Below are 23,531 nucleotides of genomic sequence, written 5' to 3'. Positions count from 1 at the left end.
TCCGCAGAAGCCTGGATATACGTCGCTCACATTCGCCTGCTCACCCGCAGGCTCGCAAGAAGTTGATATCAAAACACTCTTTTTGATTCAGGCTCTTAGAGATTATCGCGCTTTGCACTTCTGCAGGAATCTCCTTGCCGCCGGTGATGCGATCGATCATGGCTGCAGCGTGACGCCGTCCGAATCGGTTGAGCGCCAGCCCTGTCACATGGCCTTGACCGACCCAGGGATTTGTAAACTCCGGGCGAGAGGTCACTATCAACAGCGCCCGCAATCCCGGTACTCGCTCGACGATGCCGCTGAAGAAATCCAGCGAGGTGGGGTCTATCCAGTGCGCGTCCTCCAGCACGGCAAACACGGGCGCCTCTCGCGTCAGCCCGGCGAACAGCTCAATCAACGCGGCAATCGTCTGCTCCTTTGCCTCGCTCGGCACTACTCCGAGGTCCTGAAAGTGTCCCTCGGTCGAGATCGACAGAAGCGAGGCGAGATAGGATGCGACGCCCCGGCCACCGAGGCCCGAGCGGCCGATTAAAGCTTCGAGCCTTTCGATTTGCGCTGTCGGCGGCTCGCCGGACCTAAGACCCAGCGAAGATGATATCTGTCGGACGACCGGATACATCGAGACGTTGCGATGGTGCGGAGAACACTGGTAACGCACAAGGCCATAAGGTCGACCCACGATCCGTTCGCGCAGTGCCTCCAACAGGCGTGACTTGCCGATGCCTGCCTCGCCGGTCAGCAACACTACTTGGCCTTCCCCCCCGCACGCGTCGCTCCAGCGGTCGGCAAGCAACGCCATTTCCTGATCACGTCCCACCAGGGGCGCGTTCGACCGGGACGCCTCGAACCGATTGACGTTCTCCGTCTCGCGGAGGACCTCCCAGGCCGAAACCGGAGCATCAAAGCCTTTGATGACGTGGACGCCCAGGGCCTTGAGCTCGAATACCTCGCCAAGTAGTAGGCGCGTCGAAGACGCGATGACGATGCGGCCTGCGTTCGCCAGACCCTGAAGCCGGGCCGCGAGATTCGGCGTATCGCCGACCACCGCATGCTCGCGCGATGCACCATGGCCGATCACGTCCCCCACCACCACCAGGCCAGTCGCAATTCCGACGCGCGCCTGGAGTGTGCCTGCTGCCGCCGTTTCAATCGTGGCAACCGCAGCTACGATCTCCAGAGCGGCACGCACGGAACGCTCCGCGTCGTCTTCATGGGCAAGCGGATAGCCGAAATAGGCCAACACGCCGTCACCCATGAACTTCGCAACAAACCCCCCGTACCGGGCGATGATGACGGAGCAGGCTTCTTGGTAAGCGCGCAGTACGCTGCGCATCTCCTCCGGATCCAGCCGTGTCGACATTTGCGTCGAGCCGACGAGATCGCAGAACATAACTGTAATCTGACGTCGCTCAGCTGTGTCGACATGCGGCGTCGTCGGCTCTATGGGCTCGGGTTCCAATTGCCGCGCACCAAGGCGTTCGATTGCCTTCAACAACCGCTTGCGATGCCCGAGAAGCACGCCGATCTTTTCCAGGTCGGCGTCCGTAAGGTCAGGCAGCACTTCGCTGTCTATCCCGTTCTCACGGAACGAAGCTTCATATTGAACAAGACCGAGGCTCTGCAGCCATTTCCCTAAATTCATGGACGTATCGCAGCCCGATTGGACCAATAGTCCTCAAACGGGAGCCGGATGTCTAGTGAAGAGAATTCCGGGTAGTGGGTCAGTTTGAAATCTGACGCTGCGCTTTTTGCCGGGGCGCCGTTCTTCGCTCAGCTCTGGGCATATTTGTCAGTTCTTCGGCATTTGGGGTGGCACAAGTTGAACGTATGGCGTCGTCGGTTCCTTATCAGGGCGAATGCGACTGGGGGCCGGCTTCCCGTGTTTGCCGAGCGACCTAATGTATTGATAGAGCGATTGCATATCGCTCTCGTCCATCGCTCGAAGATTGTACCAAGGCATCGGTGGAGACGTTCTAATGCGCTTCAGCATCCCTACAAATCCACGCTCGGTCATTACCGAAGCATCTATCCGAAGATTGGTCGCATAGGTCGTGCCCCAAGGACCGCGCCAACCGACCGAGTTGCCCATTAAAGCCTTTTCAGGATCAATCTTGCCTTCTGTTTCCCGGTAGCCTTCGGTATGGCAATCGTGACACCCGCCGATGATTGATACCTGCAACCCTCGTTCGACCGATACTTCGCCTTGAGCGAAGGCTGCAATTGGCATCGTGAGACCGGCTAATAGGAAAAACAGGCTTGTGACACGCATCCTTCCCTCCCATGCGTTCCGCTAAGCAGTATGAGCCAACGTCCGAAGGCGACGGCTAGCTTGAAAGGCTCTTTTTGTAAGGGCCGCGAATAGCCGGTTTCTCGGCTTCTCTCGCTTCGATCAGCGCAACGATGTCACCAATCTCCCAAAGCTTGTCAGTGACGCCAGTGGCCATCGCAGGCGTCATGCGCAACGTGGCATGGATGCGAACAAAATTGTAGTACATGAAATGCAACGCCACCGCATTGGCGTGAGCCTCCACCTTCTTGGAAAAGCCATTGGTCAGGCGAGTGAAGCGGCGCATGTGCATCCGCATGGTCAGGTTCTGGCGTTCCGCAAATGACGTGCTGACATGCTTGATGTCAGGATTTCCTTCGATCCGTTCTTTCCGCGCGCCAGTGCATTCGGCGGGGCTATAGCGGCCCTTGGCGCTGTCAGGCGAAGTGCCATAGAGCTTGATCAGCATGGCATAGTCGATATCGCCGCCGAACGCACCTTCAACAGCCTCTAGCGACTTGAACCCCCGACGTCAGCACCGAAACATTCTGCCGCATCTTACCCTGTCCGATTTGCACGTCGCTACTCGCCTTTCCCGAACGAGCCGGCCAAGCAGCTTCCGCACCACGCAACATCTCTTATCTTGGGCAACACGGTCTCTTCATTACCGGATGTGCGGGATGTGGATTTGTTGTGCCGAGTGCAATATGGCCCCGTTTACCGGGACCGAGGCTTGTCGAAACAGTCAACCGCCTGGATTTGATATCGTTGTGCTGTTTCAGTACCGACGTTCTCGAGGCCGCGTCTATGAAGAGTGACGCGCTTTCGTACCCGCCCCGCGGCCTCTCTCGTGAGGAAGCAGCGCGCTATGTCGGCGTCGGATCGACACTATTCGACGACATGGTTGCTGACGGCCGCATGCCGAGGCCTAAGCACGTCAACAGTCGCGCGATCTGGGATCGTGTGGCGCTCGATATCGCTTTCTCCGCCCTGCCAGACAAAGACAATGGTCTCCAACAACTATTGGAGCGGAGCAAACGAGAGCCGACAAGGAGATAAGCAACTACGCACATTGCGTATACGCTGCAGGCGTAGTACAGTCATCGCCTGAGCGGATGAGATGACGTGAACGACAATGAAAAGCTCGCGCGAGAAGTGAAAGCCTGGCGGGCGAAGGGAGGATTCACCGCCGAGAGTGCAGCCAAGGTCTTGGGAATACCGAGACGCACTTTTGAAGGCATAGAGCAAGGTCGGGGCTTCCCTTACCCGGTACTCCTGCGCGTTGCTATAGAAAGCAAGACCCTTTCGCTTCAGGCAATGCTGGAGGATTCCCCGCCTGTTGAGCAACGGCAGCGGAAAACTCAAAGGGAGATTTGATGGCCAGGCCATTCAAAGATATCCGCTACCCCGGCGTTTCGTCGCGCATCAAGAACGGAAAGCTCGTCTATCGCTATCGCGGCAAAGGAATGCCCGAAATTCGGCTTCCTGGCGGACCAGGCGATCCTGAGTTCGAAGCCGCCTATGAACAGGCAACGCAAGGCCAAGGTCAAAAGGCCGTCATCATTGACTTGCCCGGTCGGGCGTTGCCAAAGACATTTGGTCATGCTGCGCGCCGACTTGAAGCGACGATGGAATGGCTGGACTTCGACGAAGCGACGCAGCAGAAGAATGCTCGGCTTATTGAGCGCTTCCTTCAGATGCAGGTCGATCCTGCCTATCCGCTGACTTGGCGCAACACGCCGGTGGAACATCTCGATGCCGACCATCTGCGTGCGATTATCGAAAGTGTCTTTGCCACCAACCGGACGGTTGCCAAGCACCTGCTGGTGGCAATCAAGAAGCTCCTGTGGGTGGCGATCGAAGTTGAGAAATGGATCAAACCGCAGGACGATCCCTCGCTGTCGATCCGCGTCCGCATTCCAAAATCGACTGCCAATCCCGCCTGGCCGATCGCCATTCGTGAAAAGTTCGAGGCGCACCATCCAATCGGCTCAGCGCCGCGCACCTGCTATGCGCTCGGTTTCTGGCTCGGCAACCGACGCGGCGATATCGCCTCACTGGAGTGGGACGATTTGGTCTTCGAGGAGATCGAATTGTTCGATGGCTCCTTGGAAACAATCGAAGCCTTCGACTTCCGACAGCAGAAAAATCGTCATGGCGGGCGCGAGATGTTCATCCCTGTTGTGGACAAGCTGGCGCAAGCTTTAGTGCCACTAGATCGCTCTAAGGGTGGCACGGTATTGAAGAACGGCTATGGGCGTCCGTTCTCCGAAAAGAGCCTCACCGACATGATGGCACATTGGAACAAGCAAGCCGGCATCCCGGAGGGCTACACCCTGCACGGGCTGCGCCGTACCTTCGGTGCGTATCTCGCCGAATGCAACATCCAAGCGCGCGCTATCATGGAGGCGATGGGGCATTCTTCAATGACGGTAACAGACGAGTATGTGCGAGAGGCCAATAAGAAACGGATGGCTGTCGATATCGCCCGCGCCATTAACGAGCGGGAGGCCAAACGCGACGCCATGAAGCAACGGACACCGCTGCGCGTCATCAAATGAGCGGTTTCAAACCGACCACATGCAGGGTGGCCTATCGGCCGCCCTTTTTGTTGGGCCCATAACGGGCCCAAAACGTTTTGGGCCGAGGCCACTTTTTATAAACAAAATCAATGGTCATGGTGGGCCCGGAGGGTGTTCAGAAAGCGATAAAAATCAATTTCTTAGAGATCAGTGGGACTTCAGAGTATTCAAATCTTTTCCAATGTTTTTCGATGTTGTTGTCCCACTCAGAAGTGCCTCAGTCCACCAAGCCGACGCACTGAACGCCTCACTCGGAAAGGTTTGCGCAAGGCGAAAGGAGGATCGCGTCGGTGTGCAGCCTTCCTGAGAAAGGTCGCGGTTGCGCCAGGAGCGGTCATCGCTGAGGCAACCATCGAATGGCGTGTGTTGGGGCCGTGTATGGACGGCTCTCCGTTGGCAAGGGATTTGTGAGCTTTTGCAGTTGCTGGTTGGTGCGGCCATGTATCCGACCTGTAGGTGCGGCCTTTCATGTGCCGCTGGCCATAATGCCATTCGCGCGTCTCAGGTCCCGATCGAAAGCTCGCACTTATAGTGCACGGCCCCAGTGGGTTTTTCCGATCCGGCGGTTTCAACCGGCTTTGTGCATTAGCTCCTGTCCGCCCTTTCCAACCTCGTCGGCGACCGCTCGCCTTGTCTGAGTTATGCGATTACCGGTTCCCTGTAGCGCTCGCCGCCGGTCATCAATGCCCAGACCATGCGGGCTGTCTTGTTAGCCAGCGCAACCGCCGCGACCTTGGTCGTTCGTCGTGCCATCAACTGCACGAGCCATGGGCGCCTGGTCCCGTTCCGCTCGGCATAGCGGATGACTGCCATCGCCCCGACGACGAGCAGCTGGCGCAGGTAGCGATTACCTGCCTTGGAGATGCTGCCGAGCTTCTCCTTACCCTCGCTCGAGTTTTGCTTCGGCACGAGCCCGATCCAAGCCGAGAGGCATCGCCCCGACTTGAATGCGTGCGGATCGGCGACGGTCGCAACGAACGCACTCGCCAGCAGCGGGCCAACGCCCGGAATCTCCCATCAACCTGCGACCCAGTTCGGTCTCTCGCGCACTCGCACGGACCCGGCGATCGTTTTCGAGGATCTGTTCCTTCACGACACGAAGCTGTGCTTCAAGCATCCTCAGGCAAAGCCGTGCGTCGGCCGGTATCCTGGCATCGTTCTCGTCGTTGATGACCACGAGAAGTTGCTCAATCCCATTACGCCCGATCGGCGCCACGACCCCGAACTCGGATAGGTGCGCCCGCAACGCGTTCGATATCTGTGTGCGCTGGCGGTTGAGCATCAATCGAACCCGGTGCAGCATCATCACACTCTGTTGCTCAGGCGACTTCACCGGCACGAAGCGCATCGTCGGTCGTGTCGCGGCCTCGCAGATCGCCTCTGCATCTGCAGCATCATTCTTCTGCCGCTTCAGATACGGCTTCACATACTGTGCCGGCAGCAGCCGCACATCGTGGCCACGCGCGATTAGCTCGCGAGCCCAATAATGCGACGAACTGCACGCATCGATCCCGACAAGGCATCGCTGCAAACTCTCAAAGAACGGCAGCACACGCCCACGCGTCAACTTCCTGCGAACTTGCAACCTCACCAGCCGCATCCACGCCGTGGACTTGAAACACGGACTTCGCAATATCCAGACCGATTGTCGTAACGTTGCTTATCATAGCGCTCCTCCAGCTCTAATCCCGCGATCATACCGCAGGAAGGGAGGAGAGCCGTCCACCGCATCAGAAGCAGACTGGCGGTTCCGGGCATCCAACTCGCGATTAGCGGACGTAGAAAACTGGTAGGGCTATGGCGTTGAAAGTCCCAACGGAATTCTCGAGATTACTGGGAGTCTCGAGCGACTAGCAAGAGAGTGGAGACATGCGCGAGCCGCCTCTTCGAACTAACGGCTCACCAAAGTGGTTCATTGCCTTACCTACGCCATGCGCTTACGGCGCAGGCGCTCCTGCGTTGGGTGCAGGCGTCGCGGATGTCGGGGCGGTAAGCGTGGCTCCCGGCGTGTTCTTCTGCGTTGGCGGGCCGAAGTCGATCATCATCAGTATGATCACACCAATGACCATCGCCACGGAGATTCCGCCGGCAATCCATGAAACGATCACGAATCCTTTCTTGGCGGCGGTCAGGGGATCGGTTACCAGCTTCCTGTAGTCTTCGGTTCCAAGGAAGCTGAAAAACCGCTGCTTCCAGTCGGACCTCAGGTCTTCCTGCAGGCCCATGTAGTGGGCGCTGGTGAAGATGATGGCTCCAACATAGGCTCCGAGGACGACCGAAAGAGCTATCAATATCGTTGGTGGCGCGCTCGATGTAACCCTTGCTGCCACTACGCCAAGTCCGAGGAAAACCGCGCCGGCCACGGCAGTGGCAAGCTGTCTGGCGATGTCGGCAGTCTTGTTGATTTCCTCGGTCACCGCCTTACGCACATCGGCGATCGCCTTAAGAGAGTCCTTGCTGATGTCAGAGAGCGACAATTGGTAGGCGATTTTGGCGCCCTCGATGGCCGCCTCCAGCGTCGCAGGTGTGATGTCGCCGTCGATAGAGTGTCGCGACAGCTCCGCTCCCATAAGCCCGTGGCGGATCTCGGACTGATGATCGGTCTCGTAAACCCACCGTAACGCACGTTGAAACTGAAACAGCAGTTCCTTAGACACCTGCATGTCGACCTTGCCGTTGACCTTCAGTTTTGGCGGGCCGGAATAGACGATCATACCGTCCGCCAAAATCTCGTTAGCCAGGCAGCGTCGCGCCATTCGAATGCTGTAATGCGCCCACTCGTCGAACACCGGATCGCCAAACGGCATGAGCGGCAACGGCATGTCCAGCAGCCACGGCTCTACTCTGGCAGGCACGCTCGGATCACCAGATTCGCGGACTAGATCGCGCGGCGCAGGCCGTCGAACGCTCTGCGCGTCCGGCTGCAATCGTTCGTCCCATGCGAGGAAGCGTCTGGCCAGTGTAGTGAACGGCTTGTCCGTTTGAGCGTGCTTCCAAGCCGGTGATGAGGCATCTCTCTCCAGCCATTGCCGAAGTCCGGCCAGCGTGAACAGAACTACCGCCGGCTCCATCGCTGGCTTCTCCACCGTCAACCTGAACGGTTCAAGCGCTGGGTCGAAGTCCGCGCTGGAATCAAGGGCCCCATCGGCTGCATGCTCGGCGCTCCAGACCAAGCCAGCATCACCGACAAGAGCCGCCACCTCGGTCGCGTCCGCGGCTGACAGCCCGGACAGCACGGCAGAGTCGGCGCCCTCATTAACGAGAACCCGATTCTCCGTGCTCAGTGCATCCAGCCTACGCCCGAACTTTTTCAGCGATAGGGACATCGAGGACCAGATCCTTGGCAGTTTCGATGATGAAGCGCGTGCCGCCACCAGCAATAGCCTGCCGGGTGACGCCGTTGTTCTCGAGCGAGCCAGGATAGTCGAGATTGACGCCCTCGGCAGTCTGCACTTTCTGTCGCTTAGAGACGGCGAAGACCGTTCGATCCGGCTTGAAATTCACTCCGTCCAGTTTGTTCGTCTTCAGCACGCGCCTGACGGTCTTGTCGAGTCGGGTCCTAATATGCTCGTCCTCCGGGCTGCCGGCCGCGACGAGGACCGCCTCGACGACGGCCTCATTGTCAAGGTTGTCGCGCTGCCTGAGGGCTTCTCGAGCGATCCTGTACGCGGCTGTGACGTTTTTATTCGGTAGTACGTCCTTGCAATCCTTCAAGACTTTGAGCACGGCTGCGTCTAGCGCCTTGGTCAACTCGTTGTCGGAACGTGAGCGCGAGACGTCAAGGAATCCGGCGAAGTACTCGGTCAAGTCCGGCGCCTGCTTGGTTCTGTCGCGGGCGGATACCCCAAGCCTCGCGACACCGTCGACAACTCGAACGAAGCAGGACTTCTGGATCGCCTTCCGATCGGCGATGAAAGCTTGAACGATCTGGCGCAGCCCGCTCTTACCATGATTGTCAAATCTCTCGATGGCCTGGCTGTAGTCGTATTTGGCCAAGGCATAGACTCGGTCGTCCTCGACCCCGCCCACCAGCTCGAATACGAAGAAGGCGCCGTCGCTGCTGTTGCCTCGGTGCTGTTTGGCAAAGAGGCGAGAAAGGCGCTGCGCGCCCTTCTCAAAGGCGATGTCGCCCTTCGCGATGCTCTCAATGAGCTGTTTGGTTTCGGAAGCCTCGGCGAACTCATGGACCGGTGCGACATCAACATCCTGAAGCCGCGCCAAAAAGAACTCGGAGTGCTCCACCACTTCGAACTCGGGCTGCTCTTTGAATTCGGCATCCGGATCGCCGACGACGTGCAGAATCATCCTACTTATCCACCGCGTTGTCAGCTCGTCATCGCCTAGTATTCCCACAGTCATCCCCTACATTCGATGTGGAGGCGTTGTGCACTACCTCAGGACGAAATGCCAATAGTTCTAATTACTAATCTGCTGGTAAGAACAAATCAAGAACATTATGATCAAGCCTATCCCGATTGCGGAATGCCGAGGGCGTTGTCATGGGAGATCGTCCATTCCGCCACCTGAGGTTTGTCGGCACTTTTGCCGAAGAACCGCCGTTCGGTAGTTCCAGCCTATCGCGGAGTTCCTCCTCCACCCAAAGCGTCAGAAGTTTTTCCGAGCTCCGGAGTAGCAGTTGTGAGCGTAAGCGGACTTCTCGGATCGAGTTCCTCTTGCTCGTGCACGAGACCACTAGCGGCGAGGAGATCCGCCAAGCCAGCGATCACGCTCGCGTGCATGTCGCCGATAGGACCGGCCACGCCCCGCGTGGGTCTCCCGAAGCGGCGGAGCAGATCGGCGTCCATCATATGAGGGCGCAACGGAATGTTGACGTCGGCAAGATGTCTTTCGAGGTGCCGGAATATGCGGACGCCTCCGGCGTCCATATCTCCCCAGTGAAACGTCGGCGCTTGCGCCTGGGCCGCCAGCCTTGTGATTGTAGCGAGCGTCGGCCGCGAGGGGAAGCCACCGGAATAGATGACGAGGGCCCGTTCGGACCGTGCGACCTCCCGGATGTGCCGGACGAATGACGTGAAGTTCTCGATCGTCAGGACGTAGTCGGGCTTCGTCAGGAGACTGATCCCGCCAACGCAGTCGGTCGGTATTCCGACATAGGGAATCGCCGGAAACGACCGCCCGTCCAGCGATACGTCACCGTGCATGAGGATTGGTTGCGGCAGGCGCCTGATACCGGCGCTGGCAAGCAGTTCCTCCGGATCGAGGCGAGTCTGCTCGTCCATGCTCGCGAAGATCTTCGCCATTGCTGCGGCGACTTGCCGGACATTCTTCTCCAGCGCCTTACTGTCGCCGACCGTCAGCCGCGAGAACGTCCGGAAGTCCTGCTCCTCCTGCGGATCGCCCAACATGCGACTGCGTACTGCGATGGCGAGGCCGATCACGTTTGCAAGCGTTCGCCCGTCCCCATTCCGGACTCCGATGTGGGACACGCCCCGCGTCCAGGCCGCGACGGCGTCGTCGATCAAGCTGGCGGCGCCGACCGGTAGCCCCGGTTGCGACCGGAGTTCTGCAGCGGCTTGGTATGCTAGCTCGCCAGCCGGCCGCCGTTGGAGCTTCCGGTAGAGTACCCCGGCATCCTTCAGCCTTGCACCTGTTACCCGACGTTCCGTCTTTGGACCGGTTTGGACCAGCTCGATCCCGCCTGCTCGCTCCAGCGCTGCGAGTTCCTCGTCGAAGGTGTCCCGCCGGTCCATGTTGGCGAACCCGTCATTATCGATCGAGGCAATCAGGTTTCGCGCGGCCGGATTGCGTTCGTGCCGCGTCAGCAGATCGTCGACGAGTGAACTGATGGTGGAATACCCGTGCCGGCTCATTCGGCGGCGCTCGCCTTGAGGCCGAGGCGTTCCGCGAGTTCTTCATCCGTCGCGTGCTGCGGATTGGCAGCGCGCATCTCCTCGCGGACACGATCCTTGATTTGGATGGATTCGGCCAGGGAAATGTCCCCGCTGCGGAATACGTCGATGATATAGTCTAGATTCTCGTAGACGACCGCACGTTTCTCGGTCGGCGCGGCGATGACTACCTGGAGGCCGATCGCGCGGTAGAAGTCGAGCAGTGTCCGCTGGTTGGGGCCATCCATCTTGCTGAAGGCCTCGTCGAATACGGCGAGGCCCATTCCGAGATCACTTGGAGAAGTCGCCTGGCGGACGCCATGATAGGAGCTGGCGAGGGCCGCTCCTATGACGACGTAGAATGGCACCTGGCGTTCAGCACCGCTGGCCACGCCGCGTCGGCGGTCGAAGCTGGTCGTCCGTCCGGTCGCGACGTCGCGCATCCTGAGATCATAGGTGAAATAGCTGCGGTAATCTTGAAAGACTGTAAAGTCGAAGGATTCGTCGGCGAGGAGCTGCTCTATCTGTCTCAGCGCTCGCGCGTGCCGCTCGTCGCGAGGCGCGGCCCGGCCGAACAGGGCATCCAGCACGCGCTCGTCGGTCTCGCTGTCCTTGGCGAGATGATAGAGGTCGTCGAACTCCGGTTTGACGAGCTCCGCCAGACGATAGATCTCGCCGTGAAGGGGACGTGTACGGAGCGCCGCGGATAGCTTCTCCATCTCTGAACGAAGCTGCCCGAAACGGCTGTTCAGCTCATGAATGAAGGTCGTCTTGAAGAGACGCGAAATCCGATCTGCCGCCTCGTCCGCGTGCTCGCGGTACCGAATGAGCTCGTTTTCTTCGAGCATCGCAATGCCAGTCGACACCCATGGCTTCACCGTGCCGATGATCGGCACGTCCGCGTAGCCCTCGAGTGCGTCGGGGAAGTCGATCGCATACCTTCCTAGAGCCGCCCTGATCTCGTGACCGAGCTCCCGATATCCCTCCTTCGCGTCGTCCGCTGCCTTCTCCATATCGGAAGCAATCCGAGCCGGGATTCTAGCGGGATGGCCTTTATATCGCTCGCGGAGCGATCGAATTTGTGCTGCGGAGGTCACGACACTACGGAATTGTCGACGGCGATGGCCGAGGCACAGATAAGAGCCGACACTCTGCTCGCCCGCGCCTAGTCTTGTCTTGACCTCCTCAATCTTCGATCTGAGCGACGCGCGATTGTCGATTAGTTCATCGCGATCTGCCCTGAGACTGCTCAATAAGGTCTGCGACCGCTTCTCTGCGTCGAGTAGTTCAGGGTCGACCTGGGCCGATATCCGATCAAGTCGTCGCCGCGCATCGGCCAGCCTGTCGGCCAAATCCCCCTGCGCGAATGCGAGCGCTTCCAACTTTTCCTTTTCGCCCACCGGTCTACTGCAATCTTCGAGGCGTCGGATCGCGTCCTCAAAGAAGCGCTTCTTCTCAAGATGAATCCTCAAAAGCTGCGCCCGCTGTTCTATCCGCTCCCGTAGTGTGGCCTCCATTAGTGGTGCCGCAGCCCGCCCAATCTTGAGGCCATCCGGCCGGCGTATCTCAGTAATCAGGCCGTCGTAATATGCACCGTCAGCCATAACGGCGCGGCCGCTGGATAGAAGCTCATCTTGGTTCTCCGCAAGCCGTACATTGCCTATTCTGAAGACTACGAACGCCATGGCCAGCTTGTCGTCACTGCCGATCATCGAAGCTAGCGTGCCGCCCTCGGCCACGGTCGGCCTCGACTGGAGCTTGCGGGTATTTGCTACGCGGCATCCCGGATAGGTGTCCCGTCCATGCCGCAGGATTTCGGTTGCACGGTAGGCGTGCTCCGGATCGACAATAATGGCCTCGCGGTCGCGGGTGAGTAGCGCCTCAAGTGCATTGCGCCAACGTTCGTCGATTACGTCGGCGACCTCGCAGAGTGTGCGCGGCGTCATGCCTTCGCGGCGCAGAGCCTCCATAAGTTTCGAGGTTGCGGTACTAAGGGTAATCTGTCCCCGTTTGGCGTTGGCGAGCTGTTTGCTGTCCTCGGCTGTCTCGGCCTCAAGCTGCTTGACCCATACGATGGCGTCGTCTCGTTGGTCGGTCGCCTTTTCTGTCCGGGCGATCGCCGCTTCAGAAACCGCGTCCAGCAGCTCATCCATCTTCGCCGGATCGCGTGGCCAATCGGGCGGTGCGAGCCCGCGGCTGTCCTCCTCGACGCGTTCGAGCGCGCGGAGCAGTTCGCCCGGGTTTATGATGCTCAGCTTGTCGCGCAGCCCCAGGAGCTGGATCGCGCGCGCAGCGCGGAGGTGTCGAGCTGACAGACGCTCCATGACGTCAGCACGGTCTCGCTCCAGCCCCCTAATCTCCTGCTCGACGATGGCGCGCTGTCCCTGCGCGCCGGTCGCGGCAAGCTGTCGCTGAACGGACGCGAGCGCCTCGGTCTCGCGCTCAATCTCCTCCTCCACCCGCGCGAACTCCTCCATGACTACATGCAACTCGTGCGACTTCGACCTTTGTTCACGAATGTTCGTCAACAGCCTGGCGAATCCTTCAATCAGTATGGCGGTCTTCTCGATCGCGCGGCAGGTGAGCTCCTCGGCGAGAAGTCTGTCGAACTCCACTATTTGGGCGCGGATTGCGCGAAGTGCTTCTAGTCTTCGGTTGAGGTCGGCAATGGTTTTTTGGATCTCACGGTAGCGGCGGATAGAATCGCGTAGCTCGGCGATGTCGATCGGCTTGGGCTCGAGCAGGTAGCGGTGCACGAACTGTTCGACAGACGAGATGTCTGTGAAGGAGAGCGCGGCCACGAAAGTGCGAACGAACCGCTCGGGATCTGACGCCCGGCGCCCCGTGAACAATGCGCGCATGTACTCACGGATGAATGTCTTGGCGTCGTCCGGCGTGAGCAACTGACCGCCCGCTTCGTCGCAGGCCTGATCGAGTCGACGGCGCACTACGGGCCAGACGGTTGGCCGGGATCCGTCTTGGCCGATATCCAGCAGCATTGAGGTGTCGACGCTGATCCCCTCGGCTACAAACCGTCCCACTACCTCTGTCTGTTGTCCGCGTGCGGCCTCAACAGACAGCCCGAGGCTCACAGGCATCCGCCGCCTTTCCGAATCCTCGAAGACAAGCGCGATGTAGCTCCTTGCCTGATTCCTGAGGAACGTGTCCTCGTTGAGTTGGCCGAGGCAGTAGCCCCCGAGGGTGCGGTCTGAACGGCCACTGCTCTCGCCCGCCGATCGGTTGAACCGGTACAGACGAGACGAACCGCCCGCCATGATCGCCTGTATCAGATCGATGATCGTAGACTTGCCGGATCGGTTCTGGCCGAGGATGGCCGCATCGCCGGCCAGATCGAGGTCGGCCCTTACCATCATGTGCCAGTTAACGAGGACGATGCGCCGCAGTTCTATCATGCCTCGCCCCTCACCGTGGCCTGATCGTCCGCGTCGGGGTTCGGGGCAGTCGGGCGCGACAGGATCTGCTCGAGCGACGCGACGAAGTCGTCGCCGGCGATGCTCGTAACGAGCGCGCGAATGTCGAGATTCATATCCTGCGCGTCTGGGTCGAACTCACCGAGGCAAACAATCGCCTTCCGTTCGAGCATCCGAAGCACATCCCGGAACTCGTTTGGCGCAAGGGCCGCGCGCCGACTTCCGGCGACTATGCCCTGATAGGCCACATACGCCTCGTTAAGCGTCGTGCGGACGGTGCCGTTGGTGTAGATTTCGCCGAGTTGGAGCGCCTCTTCCCAGAGCCGTCGCATGAGGAGTAGGGCAATCGTCTCATCAATGCGCATCCTCGGCAGCGACGTGCGCTCCGGATCGGGTAGGATCCCCGCCCAGCCTTCAGTCTCCCGGTGGACGAGACGATAGCCGGCGACGTCAAAATAAGCCTCGACGAGCTTCGCGAGCTCTGGACGGTAAAGCGTTTCGAGCAACGTTGCGGCCCCACGGTCCTCCACGTGGACGAACTGGTTCCGCATTAGATGAGCAATGAACTGCGTGACCCTTAGGAAGGCACGGGGGTTCGAATTTTCGAGGGCGTTGAACTCAAGCAGCATACCCGACCTCGAAAGTGATGCTGTCATCGAGGCGCTTCACATGAAAGCCGCCGCAGTCTAGCCACTCGTTTGACACCCCCTCGTCGAACGCCGCGAGCTCGAACCTGCCCTCGAGCACTTTCGCGAGTCGCGAGTCGGCGTCGGCACCGAGGCCACCTGCAACCATCATTCGGATGGCTTCGAAGGCGAGGAAGTCGTCTACGGTCTCGATCCACATGGCGGCGGCCGTAGTTTCGCCAAAGGGCGGGACCCGCCTTTCGAGGAAACGGCTAACCTTTGCCGGCGTGATGGTCAGGCGATCCAAGTATGCCCGCTCGAGTTGACGTCTGAATTCGCGTATCGGATCGGGCGCCGGAAGAGCTAGGTCTGCGTCGGCGATCTCTGGCCGCGCCCCGCGCGGCTTCGCGAGGAGCTCGGGAGCGACCACAGTCAACCGAGGCTCAATCAATCCTCGGACCGTAAGATCGTCAACGCCCCGCGAAAGAGCGTCATCGAGGCCCTGGATCACATGCTCGCTGCGCTGAACGAAGTTGGTTCGGCGCCCGGCATATCTGACCACGTTGCGCAGCCGCGTCTCGAGCCTGGACCGGTGTTGCTGGATCGCCTCGAAGGATTCCTCGATGCGCTCGAACACGCGGCGGATCTGGAACACGTCCTCCTGCACGAGGTCGCGCGCCGCTTGCCCATCAGGAACCAGCCTGGCCTCAAGGTACGCGTCTGCGATTGCTGCCAGATCAATCTCGGAATCCTCCAACTCGTCGAGGGAGGCGATAATGGTCCGCCGATGCCGGTAGGGATGAGCCGTGGTCGAGATGGACGTGTAGTCGCGCAGTAGCACCCGCTCGACGAAGTCCTCGAAGTAGTGCCGCAGCCGCTCGGCAAGCGTGTCCGAGGAGAGCACCCGCCGGTCAACTTCCCGCAGGGCCGCGAGCACGCTTCTTAGGTACCGTCCGAAACGTGCCGAGTCTTGGGCGGCCTTGTTGAGGCCCAGAGCGTTCTCGGCTGGCTTCTCGCGTACCGCGCGGATCGCGTTCCTCACCTCCACCACTAGGCCGCCGAGTTGCTCGGCGGCGCCCTCCTTCAGGGAGCACAGGAATTCGGCGAGACGCATCGCGCCGGACGGCATCTCTACGGTCGTCTTAAGCCCATAGCTCGCCTCGTCCAGCCAGCCCGTCTGCAACATGCGGTTATAGATATGCCGGGAGCGGCTAATCGCGCTCCCGGTGGCCTCATCATCAACGCCTGCGACGCGGCGACGTCTAACCCGTCGGCCGGTTCGCGTGATGAGACGGTCTAGGTCGACGGCAGCTTCGTCCTCAGCCCAAAGGCCGGGCTCCCGCGTGACACAGTCGTAGATCACGCCGACCACCTCCGCCTCGGTCGGGAACAGCAGGTCCGACCGGTAGAGGCCGTCGTAGACGGCAAGGATCGCCCGCTCATAGAGCAGCCGGTTCCCGCCAGAGAACACCGTAAAGACGTCCGGGCCGAGTTGGCCGAAGAGTTGCGGACGCGATGCATCCGATACTGAAGATACTGCAGACTTTGCCAAGAATCCCACCCCTGAAGACGAAGTTGACGGGAGCCCGTCTGAAGGTCAAGTGCTTAAGGATGATGCCTACCGGTAAGACACAAAAAATGGTTCAAACCGGCTTCGGGCAATGATGAACAAACGGCTGTTTTTGTGATATTGGACATCAGCGTTGGCTCCAGAATGCGGCGCTTTGCGGTCCGGCAGCTTTGGCGCGCGAGCGGAGGCTGAAGTCATCAGCAAGCGGACCTTCCGCTGACGACCTACTCAGGTCGACGCGAGCCTTGGACCGGCACCGGTGCGTATTTTGCGCAGCAAGCTCGCACGCCACCAGCCAAGGCAAAGAAGAAAGGAGCGCCGCATGAATATTGACGAATACGAGAATGGCGGCCGCGCGCTCTACGCCGACTTCGCGGAGGCGGTGGCGGCGATCCTCCAGGCGGCGGCCGCCGAGCACAAGGACCTGCGGCTGCAGAACATCCAGCATCGCACCAAGGAGGTGGACTAGCTGCGCGCCAAGCTCGTCAAGGCCGACGCGGCAGCGGATGCGGCAATCGGTGATATCGCCAAGGACGTCTCGGGCTGCCGTCTCATCTTCTACACCAATGGCGATGTACACCGCTTTGGGCAGAGCGGCATCCTGCGGGAGAATTTCACAGTGGATTATGATCGCTCGAAAATCCACTACCCCGACAGCAAGGAAGACGGCGCCGAGTTCTTCATCTCCGAAAACTGGGTGGTGACACTCAGCGATGCTCGCTGTGCGCTTCCCGAATATCGCCGGTTCGCCGGGCTGCGCTGCGAGATCCAGGTCCAGACGGTCCTGGACCAGGCCTGGGCGGAGATGGCGCACGACACAATCTACAAGCCGATGGCCGATGTCGGGTTCGGCGCCGCCAAGGTCGAGGCGATGCGCAAGCGGCTGCGCAAGGTGATGCAGGAGTTTCTCCTGCCGGCGGGTTATGCGTTCGATAAGATTGCGAGTGATTATGCGCAATTGCGCGACGGCAAGGCGATGTTCGACAGCGACGCGCTTGGCGTGATCCGCGCCTGCACTGATCGCAATTCTCTCGACGATGCCGTCGAGAAATTTTCTAACTATGTGCTGCCCAACTATGACGACTATATCGCGGCCGCTCCCGAGATTATCGAACACGCTGTCGGATGCAGTAATCCGCGCACCGGCGATGCCCGACGTGCCGCACAAAAGGTATTTCGGCGAATATCCCGGGATCAAGAGCGCGCGGTGATCACCAAGATTTGCCGCATTCTCGAGACTGGCTGTCTCCTTTATGCGAGCCCCGAGCGAATGCTCGATGCGCTGATAGCGATGCGCTGGACGACGGCCACCGAGGACGAGCGCAAGCCGATCGACGATTTCACCCGGCATTTCGCGAAGCACGGACCGGCGGGGACTTGGCAGCAGGTCGGACCGGGGCTCCAGCGACTGCTGGTCGACCGCATCGCATGCTTTGACGATGCGGCGTTCGTCGCAGCGGCGCCCAGCGCTGCCATCATGCTGCGCGAGGCGCTGTCGAGTACGGTGACCGGCACTAGCTGGCAGGCTGAATCCGTGACGTTGCATACCAGGTCGGTCGCGGTGACCGAGGACCTCAAGGCGATGCGGCGCGACGCACTGCACCAGCTCGAGCGCCTGCACGGCCTGCTGGGCAAGGACGCCGCGCGCGAGGACGTCCGCCACGCCATGCTCGCTGCAGGCAATACGCCGAACAACGCCGGCTATACCGACCTGCTTGGCGAGGTCATCATGGAGGATCTGGCGCATGTCGTCCGGTTTTTCACTGCGGTGGTGCCCGATCTCGGCCTAGAAGCAAAGAGACAGCTCGAGGTCGATCTACACCATAAATTCTACGCGTATCACGCACTGCCGCCGGGGATGGCGGACAAGCCCGGACTGGTCGCCGCACAGGGGGTTGGTTGACGCGATCACGGCGTGCCGCGCAGCGCTGGAAGGCGATCCCGATTTCGACCGCTACCGGTTGCTCGTCGGGCACGACAGCGTGACCCCATTCATGTGGGCGAAGCCCGGGTCGATTATGAGGTGCGGCGAAGGAGCGCTCCGCCGGGATCGACACCTTGGTGGCGAGCGTCGATGCGGCGAGCGCCGACGAGTGGCTCGCGCGGCTCGAGCGGTTCGTCGAAACCGTAGCGAGGATATGGCGACGTTCCTCGGGTTGCAGGAGTTCATCAAAAAGCTCGCCGCAGCTCAGCCGGACATATTGCTTGACTGGATGCCGCGACTGAACGACCGACTCGCCAACTGGCTGCCCGGCATGCTGCAAGGCCTGTCGGACGCGGGTCATGGTGCTGCGGTCAATCCGCGGATCGAAACTTGGGGGCGAAGACAGGCATCTCTCGTCGATCACCTGGATCTTCAGTTCGCCGAGGCGTTCCGGTTCGACCTGCTCGCGACCATCACCGCCAAAGGCCTGGCGGCGAAAGACGATCAGGTCCTCCAAAATGTAGCGGTGGCCGCTGCGCGGCAGTCCACCAAGCATCCGGACGGACTGTTCGACGCGATCTTCCTGCCGGCGGTTCAGTCGCTGTCGTCCCGCGGATTGTTCGGCTGGGTCGGCGGCATGTTCAACTGGGATCAGCTGGGGCTGCTCAAGGGGTTGTCGGCTGAACAGGTCGAGCCGCTGCTCGCGCTCATAATCGACATGCCCCGCCTCGGCGCACCAATGGCGAAGCGCTACTGGCTGTGATTGCGCACGAGCACGTCCAGGCCGTGATCGATCTAATTGGCCAGCGCTTCTTGCGTGAGCGCGAGACCGGCGATTTCCGGTACGAGGACCTGCCGCATGCGCTCAACTATCTGAGGGCACCGCTCGCCGCTGCGCCGGTCGAGATGCCGACTTTGTCGAAGTGGCGTCCCCGTTCTCCGGCCAATCTGTCTTATTCGGCTGCTTTCAATCGCCACCGACGACATGGCTCCGCCAACCGAGGCGGGAGGCTCGCCGATACGCAAGCCAGCCAATAAATTGTTTTTGCAACCAGAATACTGCCAAGCCTGACGCGAGACCAATCGAAATGGCCGCTGCCGGCCCGGAAGGCTGCTGCGTGCCCAGGTCGAGTTGGGGAAGCAGCCAGTCGGGGATTACGCGGTGAAAAAGATAGATGTGATAGCTGGCGGCAGAGACCGGCAGGATGAGGGGCGCCGCCCAACCGGGCAATGTAATGCGCGGAATGAAAAGCAGGACGAAGACCGCGCCGAGCACCAGCATGAACTTGACCCAGGAACCTGTCCAATTGCCGCCCCACCAGGCCAGCACCAGGCAAAGAACAGTGGCGACGGCAAAGAACGCCTTCCGTTTCGGCGGCGTGTCGAGGAAGTACAGGCACCAGCCTAGGATGGCCAAATAAAGGATGTCAGGCAGTGTGAATATTTGCGGCCCGCCGATGTACCAGACGAGTGGCGTGAGGAACTTGGCTGCTACAGCAATTGCCAGCACGAAAATGCCAGAAGCGAGCGGCATTGCATGTGCGATGCGCCGCGCCTGCGGAATGGAAAACAGGATCACCCATAGAAGAATGGTCTGCGCATACGCCTCAACGAACCAGTATAGATACGGCATCATGTGCGGCGGTGCGGCAAAGCCGAGATTGCCACTCAGGAAGACCGATGGCCATAGCACCTCGCCACGCGCCAGGGAGAAACCCGCGACGATGGGCGCATAGAGCGCGAGGTTGGCTGCCAGCGGCCGCAACACCGCCAGACCATCGCCGGCGAACAGCCGATGGCGCTGAAAGCGAGCCAGGCTGAACCCGACCAGTATCACGAGTGTGGCGGCTCCGCCCGGAATGGGCCAGAGCGTTGCGTGATGGATAACAACCAGCAGGATCGCGGCAGCACGCAGGACCAGTTGACTATCGATGGACCGATTATGGTTGCTGGGTTCGGCGGTTCGGGTAAGGTCGCCAAGGGGCATGGTTTCCCATCCCTCCGGCAGGCTCCCGAGTTCACGTTCCAAGGTCAGCGAGAGCTGCACATAGAGCAGCGAGTCGCCGCCGAGCTTTTCGAAAGTGTCGCTGGGACCAACTTGACGCGGATAGAAGGCATTCCTGAAGGCGTCCAGGACATTCATGGCCATCTCCTGACGCGGGGCTCGCAGGCGAGCCTGGAGTGAAGCATAGTCGATCTTCCCCGAGGCGAGTTTCCGCAACGACGTCGCCCTGCCGACTTCAAGGTGCGGCCTTGGCAGTCCGCTTGCAGCCATCATGACCTGGAGCACCTCGTTGTCGTCGACGTTGGGTGTCGTCACCATCGCCAGAATGCGCTCATCGTCTCCGACGACTGCTGCGGCGATCCCAGCTTTCTCAAGCGCCGTTTCGATCGCGTCGTGGCTCAGGCGTAGGCCCGCGATCTTCGACATCCGTTTGCGGCGACCGACTATCGAATAGAACCCGCGATCATCACGCTTTGCGATGTCGCCTGTACGCAAATCGGCGACTTCGTGCGCCATTGCCAGATCCGCCCGTCGATGGGCATAGCCCATCATCACATTGGGACCGCTGTAGATGAGTTCGCCCGGCTCGCCATTTTGTTCGATTGGCCGGCCGTCTTCATCAGCCAACCGGATTTTGCCGCCCGGGATGGCAATGCCGATGCTGCCCAGATTGCCCTTGAGCTCGCCGGGGGAACATAGGCGATGCGAGCGGTTGCCTCGGTCTGCCCATACATCATGAAGAAGCAGCCAGAGTTGTCCGCGAGATGACGCCGAAAGGTCTCGGCCAGAGCTTGTTGCATGCGTCCGCCGGCTACCGTCATGAAACGCAACTCAGGCAAGTTGTGCCTCCGGAAGCCGGCGTGGTCCATCATTTCGAATGAGTAGGGAACGCCACTGATATTGGTGCAGCGCGCTTCGCGCATCTCTTGAGCAAAGGCGGCGTGGGAGGCACCGTGTTTCGGGAAATAAATGCTGGCACCTGCCTCTAGATGAGAGTTCAGGACCGAGAGGCCGTAAGAATAGTGGAATGGCAGGATAAGCGCCGCCCGGTCCCGATGGCCGAGTTCCAGATAGCTGACTATGGCTCCCGCATTGGCCTCGATTGCGGCGGCTGACAGGCGAACATACCGGCTCTTGCCGGTGCTGCCGGAAGTACCGAGCAGCACGGCGAGATCGGGATGCAGTGCGCCATTGGACTTCCCGGCTTCCGCGCGGCAGCGCCAGCGGGCGTCTACTCGTCTGCAGATGATTTCGGGCGAATAGTCGGCGACGAAGTCGTCCAGAGCCGATGCGTTGCAGGGCGGGATCAATCCGACGGCCTGCTTGCCGTGCACGGCTGCCAGATAGGAGATGACCGCGTGTTCCGTCGGCTCGGCTGCTACCGCGACCAGCTTTTTCTCCGGTCCGAACTCGGCTGCCAACGCTGTGACACGCAGCGCAAGATCGCGGTAGGTGATCGGAGTGCGGCCGGGAAAGATCAGCGCCGGACGATCGCCGTATTCTTCCAAGCGCCGGGTTAACCCCATTCCCCTGATCTCCGTCAATTTGAAGAGGCTTATTGCAGCCATCAGTGCAGTCGGGGACGGCGGCAATCACGTTTGTTGAGTGATTGCATCAACTTTTACCGGATGTGTTCGCGCGCGAGCGGAGGGCGAAACTACGATGTCCAGCGTGGTCGCCGGCAACGTCTGCTATCGGGCAACAGCAAAGATCACCTCAATGACCGACTTGCTGAAGGGTTTAGGGTGACGTCAGGCGTACGAAAGTCTCTCATGCAGGAACCCGCGGGCCGCAGACGATTGCCTTGGGGATTTGTGCCTCGGGGTGTGCCAGCGCCTGTCGCGAACTTCCGCATAGGATGGGATGGGCATGTCGGGAAGCGGCTTCCGGGCCAGGTCGCAGAGGCTGTAGCGTTGATTCCGACGGGATTGGTGTGCGTGACGACCGGCGCCACGGCGCCGTGCACATGACATCCCGTTGACCGGCGCCGGCGTGGCGCGGTCGTACGAGCAACTTGGCCATGCCGGCTCATGGGCGTTCTCCCGGTTCGGCGCTCTTGAGGCAGGCGGTGCACGAGGCTGGCACCACCGTTCGAACCTCTCGATGACGACCATGCGTCCGCCGCAGTAAGGGCAAGGCGGGCGGACGTCAGCCGGTTCTTCTGGAATGTCGGCTTCGAGCGGCGGAGCAACGCTCAGCAGTTTGCGCGCGAGTGCGAGGCTGGCCTTGCGGGCGGAGCCGGCGAGCAGCCCATAGTGACGGATGCGGTGGAACCCACGCGGCAGGACATGGAGCAGGAAACGGCGGATGAACTCGTCGGCGGCAAGCGTCATGGCGCGCTGGCGCTCGGCACCGTCGCGGCGATAGTCCTTGTAGCGGAAGGTGACTCCAGCCTAATCGAAGGCGATCAGGCGGCGGTTCGAGATGGCGACCCGGTGCGTGTAGCGCGACAGGTAGGCGAGCACCGCTTGGGGTCCGGCGAAGGGCGGCTTGGCATACACCACCCAGCGCTTGCTGCGAACAGGCTTCAGATGACGCAGGAAGGCCGACGGTCGGCCAGGTGTGCCGCCGATCCGAAGAAGGCGAGCCGACCGGCGTCGTGCAGCGCGACAATTGGCGACACGCGGAACATAGGTCCGCTGCGGGTCATGAATACCGGTTCCGGCGAACGTCCGCTATTCGGGAGCAAAATCAGGCTGGGAATGTTTGCCTAGGGTGGGTCAGGAACGCTGGTTGCGGTGAACGTCGGCTATCCGGCGGCGAAATGGGCTGATGAAGAGCGGCTTCGGGTCATGATTTCCGGTTTATCGCCGCTGCAATGACCGATGGGTCAGAGACGCTGCATTTCGCGCTAGACCGCAGCTGCGGTATTCTCGATCATACGCTCAGCCATCCTATTCGCAGGACGTTGCCGCCGGTCGCCGCACCTATCGATCGGAGGCCTTCCAGCCTCGCGATAGCCGCGCTATGTGTGACTGCACACAACCTGACGACGAACAGGAGCAAGATTAGACATAGAAGCCAGCACAAGATCGCCCTCCCCCTGTCCTTGGGTCGTTTTCATGCGAAAACAATCAAACTGAGTGCTGCGGGATAGCGAGGCCGATTTGGCCCACTTCAGAGCGAAGTCGGCCATAACCCATTGATTTGAGATTTTGGTGGGCCCGGAGGGTATTCAGAAAGCCATAAAAATCAATTGGTGAGAGATCAGTGGGACTTCAACCGACGCACTGAACGCCTCACTCGGAAGGGAGGTTTGCGCAAGGCGAAAGGAAGAT

At 60.4% G+C, this 23,531-nt stretch carries 16 protein-coding genes and 3 pseudogenes; 6 read left to right on the top strand and 13 right to left on the bottom strand.

The window, feature by feature from the left end; genetic code table 11:
• Nucleotides 1-40 precede the first annotated feature (40 nt).
• The 3 genes and pseudogenes from NKJ91_RS27340 to NKJ91_RS27330 form a co-directional block, all read right to left on the bottom strand.
• The gene (locus tag NKJ91_RS27340) at nucleotides 41-1,642 is read right to left on the bottom strand and encodes an AAA family ATPase (RefSeq protein ID WP_352457997.1); all 1,602 of its coding nucleotides are present in this window, start codon (nucleotides 1,640-1,642) and stop codon (nucleotides 41-43) included.
• A 147-nt stretch (nucleotides 1,643-1,789) separates the two neighbouring features.
• Complete coding sequence (locus tag NKJ91_RS27335) at nucleotides 1,790-2,269, bottom strand: c-type cytochrome (protein WP_352457996.1); 480 nt, start codon at nucleotides 2,267-2,269, stop codon at nucleotides 1,790-1,792.
• 55 nt (nucleotides 2,270-2,324) lie between these two features.
• A pseudogene (locus NKJ91_RS27330) lies at nucleotides 2,325-2,780 on the bottom strand (IS1 family transposase); the annotation flags it as partial.
• 293 nt (nucleotides 2,781-3,073) lie between these two features.
• Here NKJ91_RS27330 and NKJ91_RS27325 point away from each other — a divergent pair.
• The 3 genes from NKJ91_RS27325 to NKJ91_RS27315 all read left to right on the top strand — a co-directional run bounded on the left by NKJ91_RS27325 (nucleotide 3,074) and on the right by NKJ91_RS27315 (nucleotide 4,827).
• The gene (locus NKJ91_RS27325; protein WP_031212899.1) at nucleotides 3,074-3,325 is read left to right on the top strand and encodes a hypothetical protein; all 252 of its coding nucleotides are present in this window, start codon (nucleotides 3,074-3,076) and stop codon (nucleotides 3,323-3,325) included.
• Between the two features lie 66 nt (nucleotides 3,326-3,391).
• Nucleotides 3,392-3,643 carry a helix-turn-helix domain-containing protein gene (locus tag NKJ91_RS27320; RefSeq protein WP_352457995.1) on the top strand — a complete coding sequence of 84 codons (252 nt, stop codon included), beginning with the start codon at nucleotides 3,392-3,394 and terminating at the stop codon, nucleotides 3,641-3,643.
• Nucleotides 3,643-4,827, top strand: a complete 1,185-nt coding sequence (locus tag NKJ91_RS27315) for a tyrosine-type recombinase/integrase (protein WP_352457994.1) — start codon at nucleotides 3,643-3,645, stop codon at nucleotides 4,825-4,827. Before NKJ91_RS27320 ends, NKJ91_RS27315 begins: the two co-directional genes overlap by 1 nt.
• Nucleotides 4,828-5,487: 660 nt before the next feature.
• Here NKJ91_RS27315 and NKJ91_RS27310 read toward each other — a convergent pair.
• The 7 genes and pseudogenes from NKJ91_RS27310 to NKJ91_RS27280 all read right to left on the bottom strand — a co-directional run bounded on the left by NKJ91_RS27310 (nucleotide 5,488) and on the right by NKJ91_RS27280 (nucleotide 16,306).
• Nucleotides 5,488-6,512 (bottom strand): annotated as a pseudogene (locus NKJ91_RS27310) (IS110 family RNA-guided transposase).
• A 273-nt stretch (nucleotides 6,513-6,785) separates the two neighbouring features.
• Complete coding sequence (locus NKJ91_RS27305; protein ID WP_352457993.1) at nucleotides 6,786-8,174, bottom strand: hypothetical protein; 1,389 nt, start codon at nucleotides 8,172-8,174, stop codon at nucleotides 6,786-6,788.
• The gene (locus tag NKJ91_RS27300) at nucleotides 8,143-9,153 is read right to left on the bottom strand and encodes a nucleoid-associated protein (protein ID WP_352457992.1); all 1,011 of its coding nucleotides are present in this window, start codon (nucleotides 9,151-9,153) and stop codon (nucleotides 8,143-8,145) included. Before NKJ91_RS27300 ends, NKJ91_RS27305 begins: the two co-directional genes overlap by 32 nt.
• A 269-nt stretch (nucleotides 9,154-9,422) precedes the next feature.
• On the bottom strand, nucleotides 9,423-10,679 hold the full coding sequence (locus NKJ91_RS27295; protein ID WP_352457991.1) for a Wadjet anti-phage system protein JetD domain-containing protein: 1,257 nt from the start codon (nucleotides 10,677-10,679) through the stop codon (nucleotides 9,423-9,425).
• Complete coding sequence (locus NKJ91_RS27290) at nucleotides 10,676-14,110, bottom strand: SbcC/MukB-like Walker B domain-containing protein (RefSeq protein WP_352457990.1); 3,435 nt, start codon at nucleotides 14,108-14,110, stop codon at nucleotides 10,676-10,678. The genes NKJ91_RS27295 and NKJ91_RS27290 overlap by 4 nt, the downstream gene beginning before the upstream one ends.
• Nucleotides 14,107-14,757 (bottom strand): DUF4194 domain-containing protein, encoded by a 651-nt coding sequence (locus NKJ91_RS27285; RefSeq protein ID WP_352457989.1) that lies wholly within the window; start codon nucleotides 14,755-14,757, stop codon nucleotides 14,107-14,109. The genes NKJ91_RS27290 and NKJ91_RS27285 overlap by 4 nt, the downstream gene beginning before the upstream one ends.
• Nucleotides 14,747-16,306, bottom strand: a complete 1,560-nt coding sequence (locus NKJ91_RS27280; RefSeq protein ID WP_352457988.1) for a Wadjet anti-phage system protein JetA family protein — start codon at nucleotides 16,304-16,306, stop codon at nucleotides 14,747-14,749. The genes NKJ91_RS27285 and NKJ91_RS27280 overlap by 11 nt, the downstream gene beginning before the upstream one ends.
• A 340-nt stretch (nucleotides 16,307-16,646) precedes the next feature.
• Here NKJ91_RS27280 and NKJ91_RS27275 point away from each other — a divergent pair, with 340 nt between their 5' ends.
• From NKJ91_RS27275 to NKJ91_RS27265, 3 genes are all read left to right on the top strand, one after another.
• Nucleotides 16,647-16,793: a hypothetical protein gene (locus NKJ91_RS27275; protein WP_352457987.1), complete on the top strand. Its 147-nt coding sequence runs from the start codon at nucleotides 16,647-16,649 to the stop codon at nucleotides 16,791-16,793.
• Nucleotides 16,794-16,943: 150 nt separating this feature from the next.
• Complete coding sequence (locus NKJ91_RS27270) at nucleotides 16,944-18,227, top strand: hypothetical protein (protein ID WP_352457986.1); 1,284 nt, start codon at nucleotides 16,944-16,946, stop codon at nucleotides 18,225-18,227.
• A 235-nt stretch (nucleotides 18,228-18,462) separates the two neighbouring features.
• On the top strand, nucleotides 18,463-19,011 hold the full coding sequence (locus tag NKJ91_RS27265; protein WP_352457985.1) for a hypothetical protein: 549 nt from the start codon (nucleotides 18,463-18,465) through the stop codon (nucleotides 19,009-19,011).
• A 204-nt stretch (nucleotides 19,012-19,215) separates the two neighbouring features.
• Here NKJ91_RS27265 and NKJ91_RS27260 read toward each other — a convergent pair whose 3' ends face one another.
• From NKJ91_RS27260 to NKJ91_RS27250, 3 genes and pseudogenes are all read right to left on the bottom strand, one after another.
• Complete coding sequence (locus NKJ91_RS27260) at nucleotides 19,216-20,880, bottom strand: phosphopantetheine-binding protein (protein ID WP_352457984.1); 1,665 nt, start codon at nucleotides 20,878-20,880, stop codon at nucleotides 19,216-19,218.
• A complete protein-coding gene (locus NKJ91_RS27255) occupies nucleotides 20,805-21,821 on the bottom strand; it encodes an AMP-binding protein (RefSeq protein ID WP_352457983.1) in 1,017 nt (338 codons plus the stop codon). Before NKJ91_RS27255 ends, NKJ91_RS27260 begins: the two co-directional genes overlap by 76 nt.
• A gap of 489 nt (nucleotides 21,822-22,310) precedes the next feature.
• A pseudogene (locus tag NKJ91_RS27250) lies at nucleotides 22,311-22,855 on the bottom strand (IS91 family transposase); the annotation flags it as partial.
• Nucleotides 22,856-23,531: the final 676 nt, after the last annotated feature.

Source organism: Mesorhizobium sp. M0040, assembly GCF_040323505.1.
Taxonomy (GTDB): Bacteria; Pseudomonadota; Alphaproteobacteria; order Rhizobiales; family Rhizobiaceae; genus Mesorhizobium.
The sequence above is the reverse complement of the archived record's forward strand: the minus strand, read 5'-3'. Positions and strand labels throughout refer to the sequence as shown.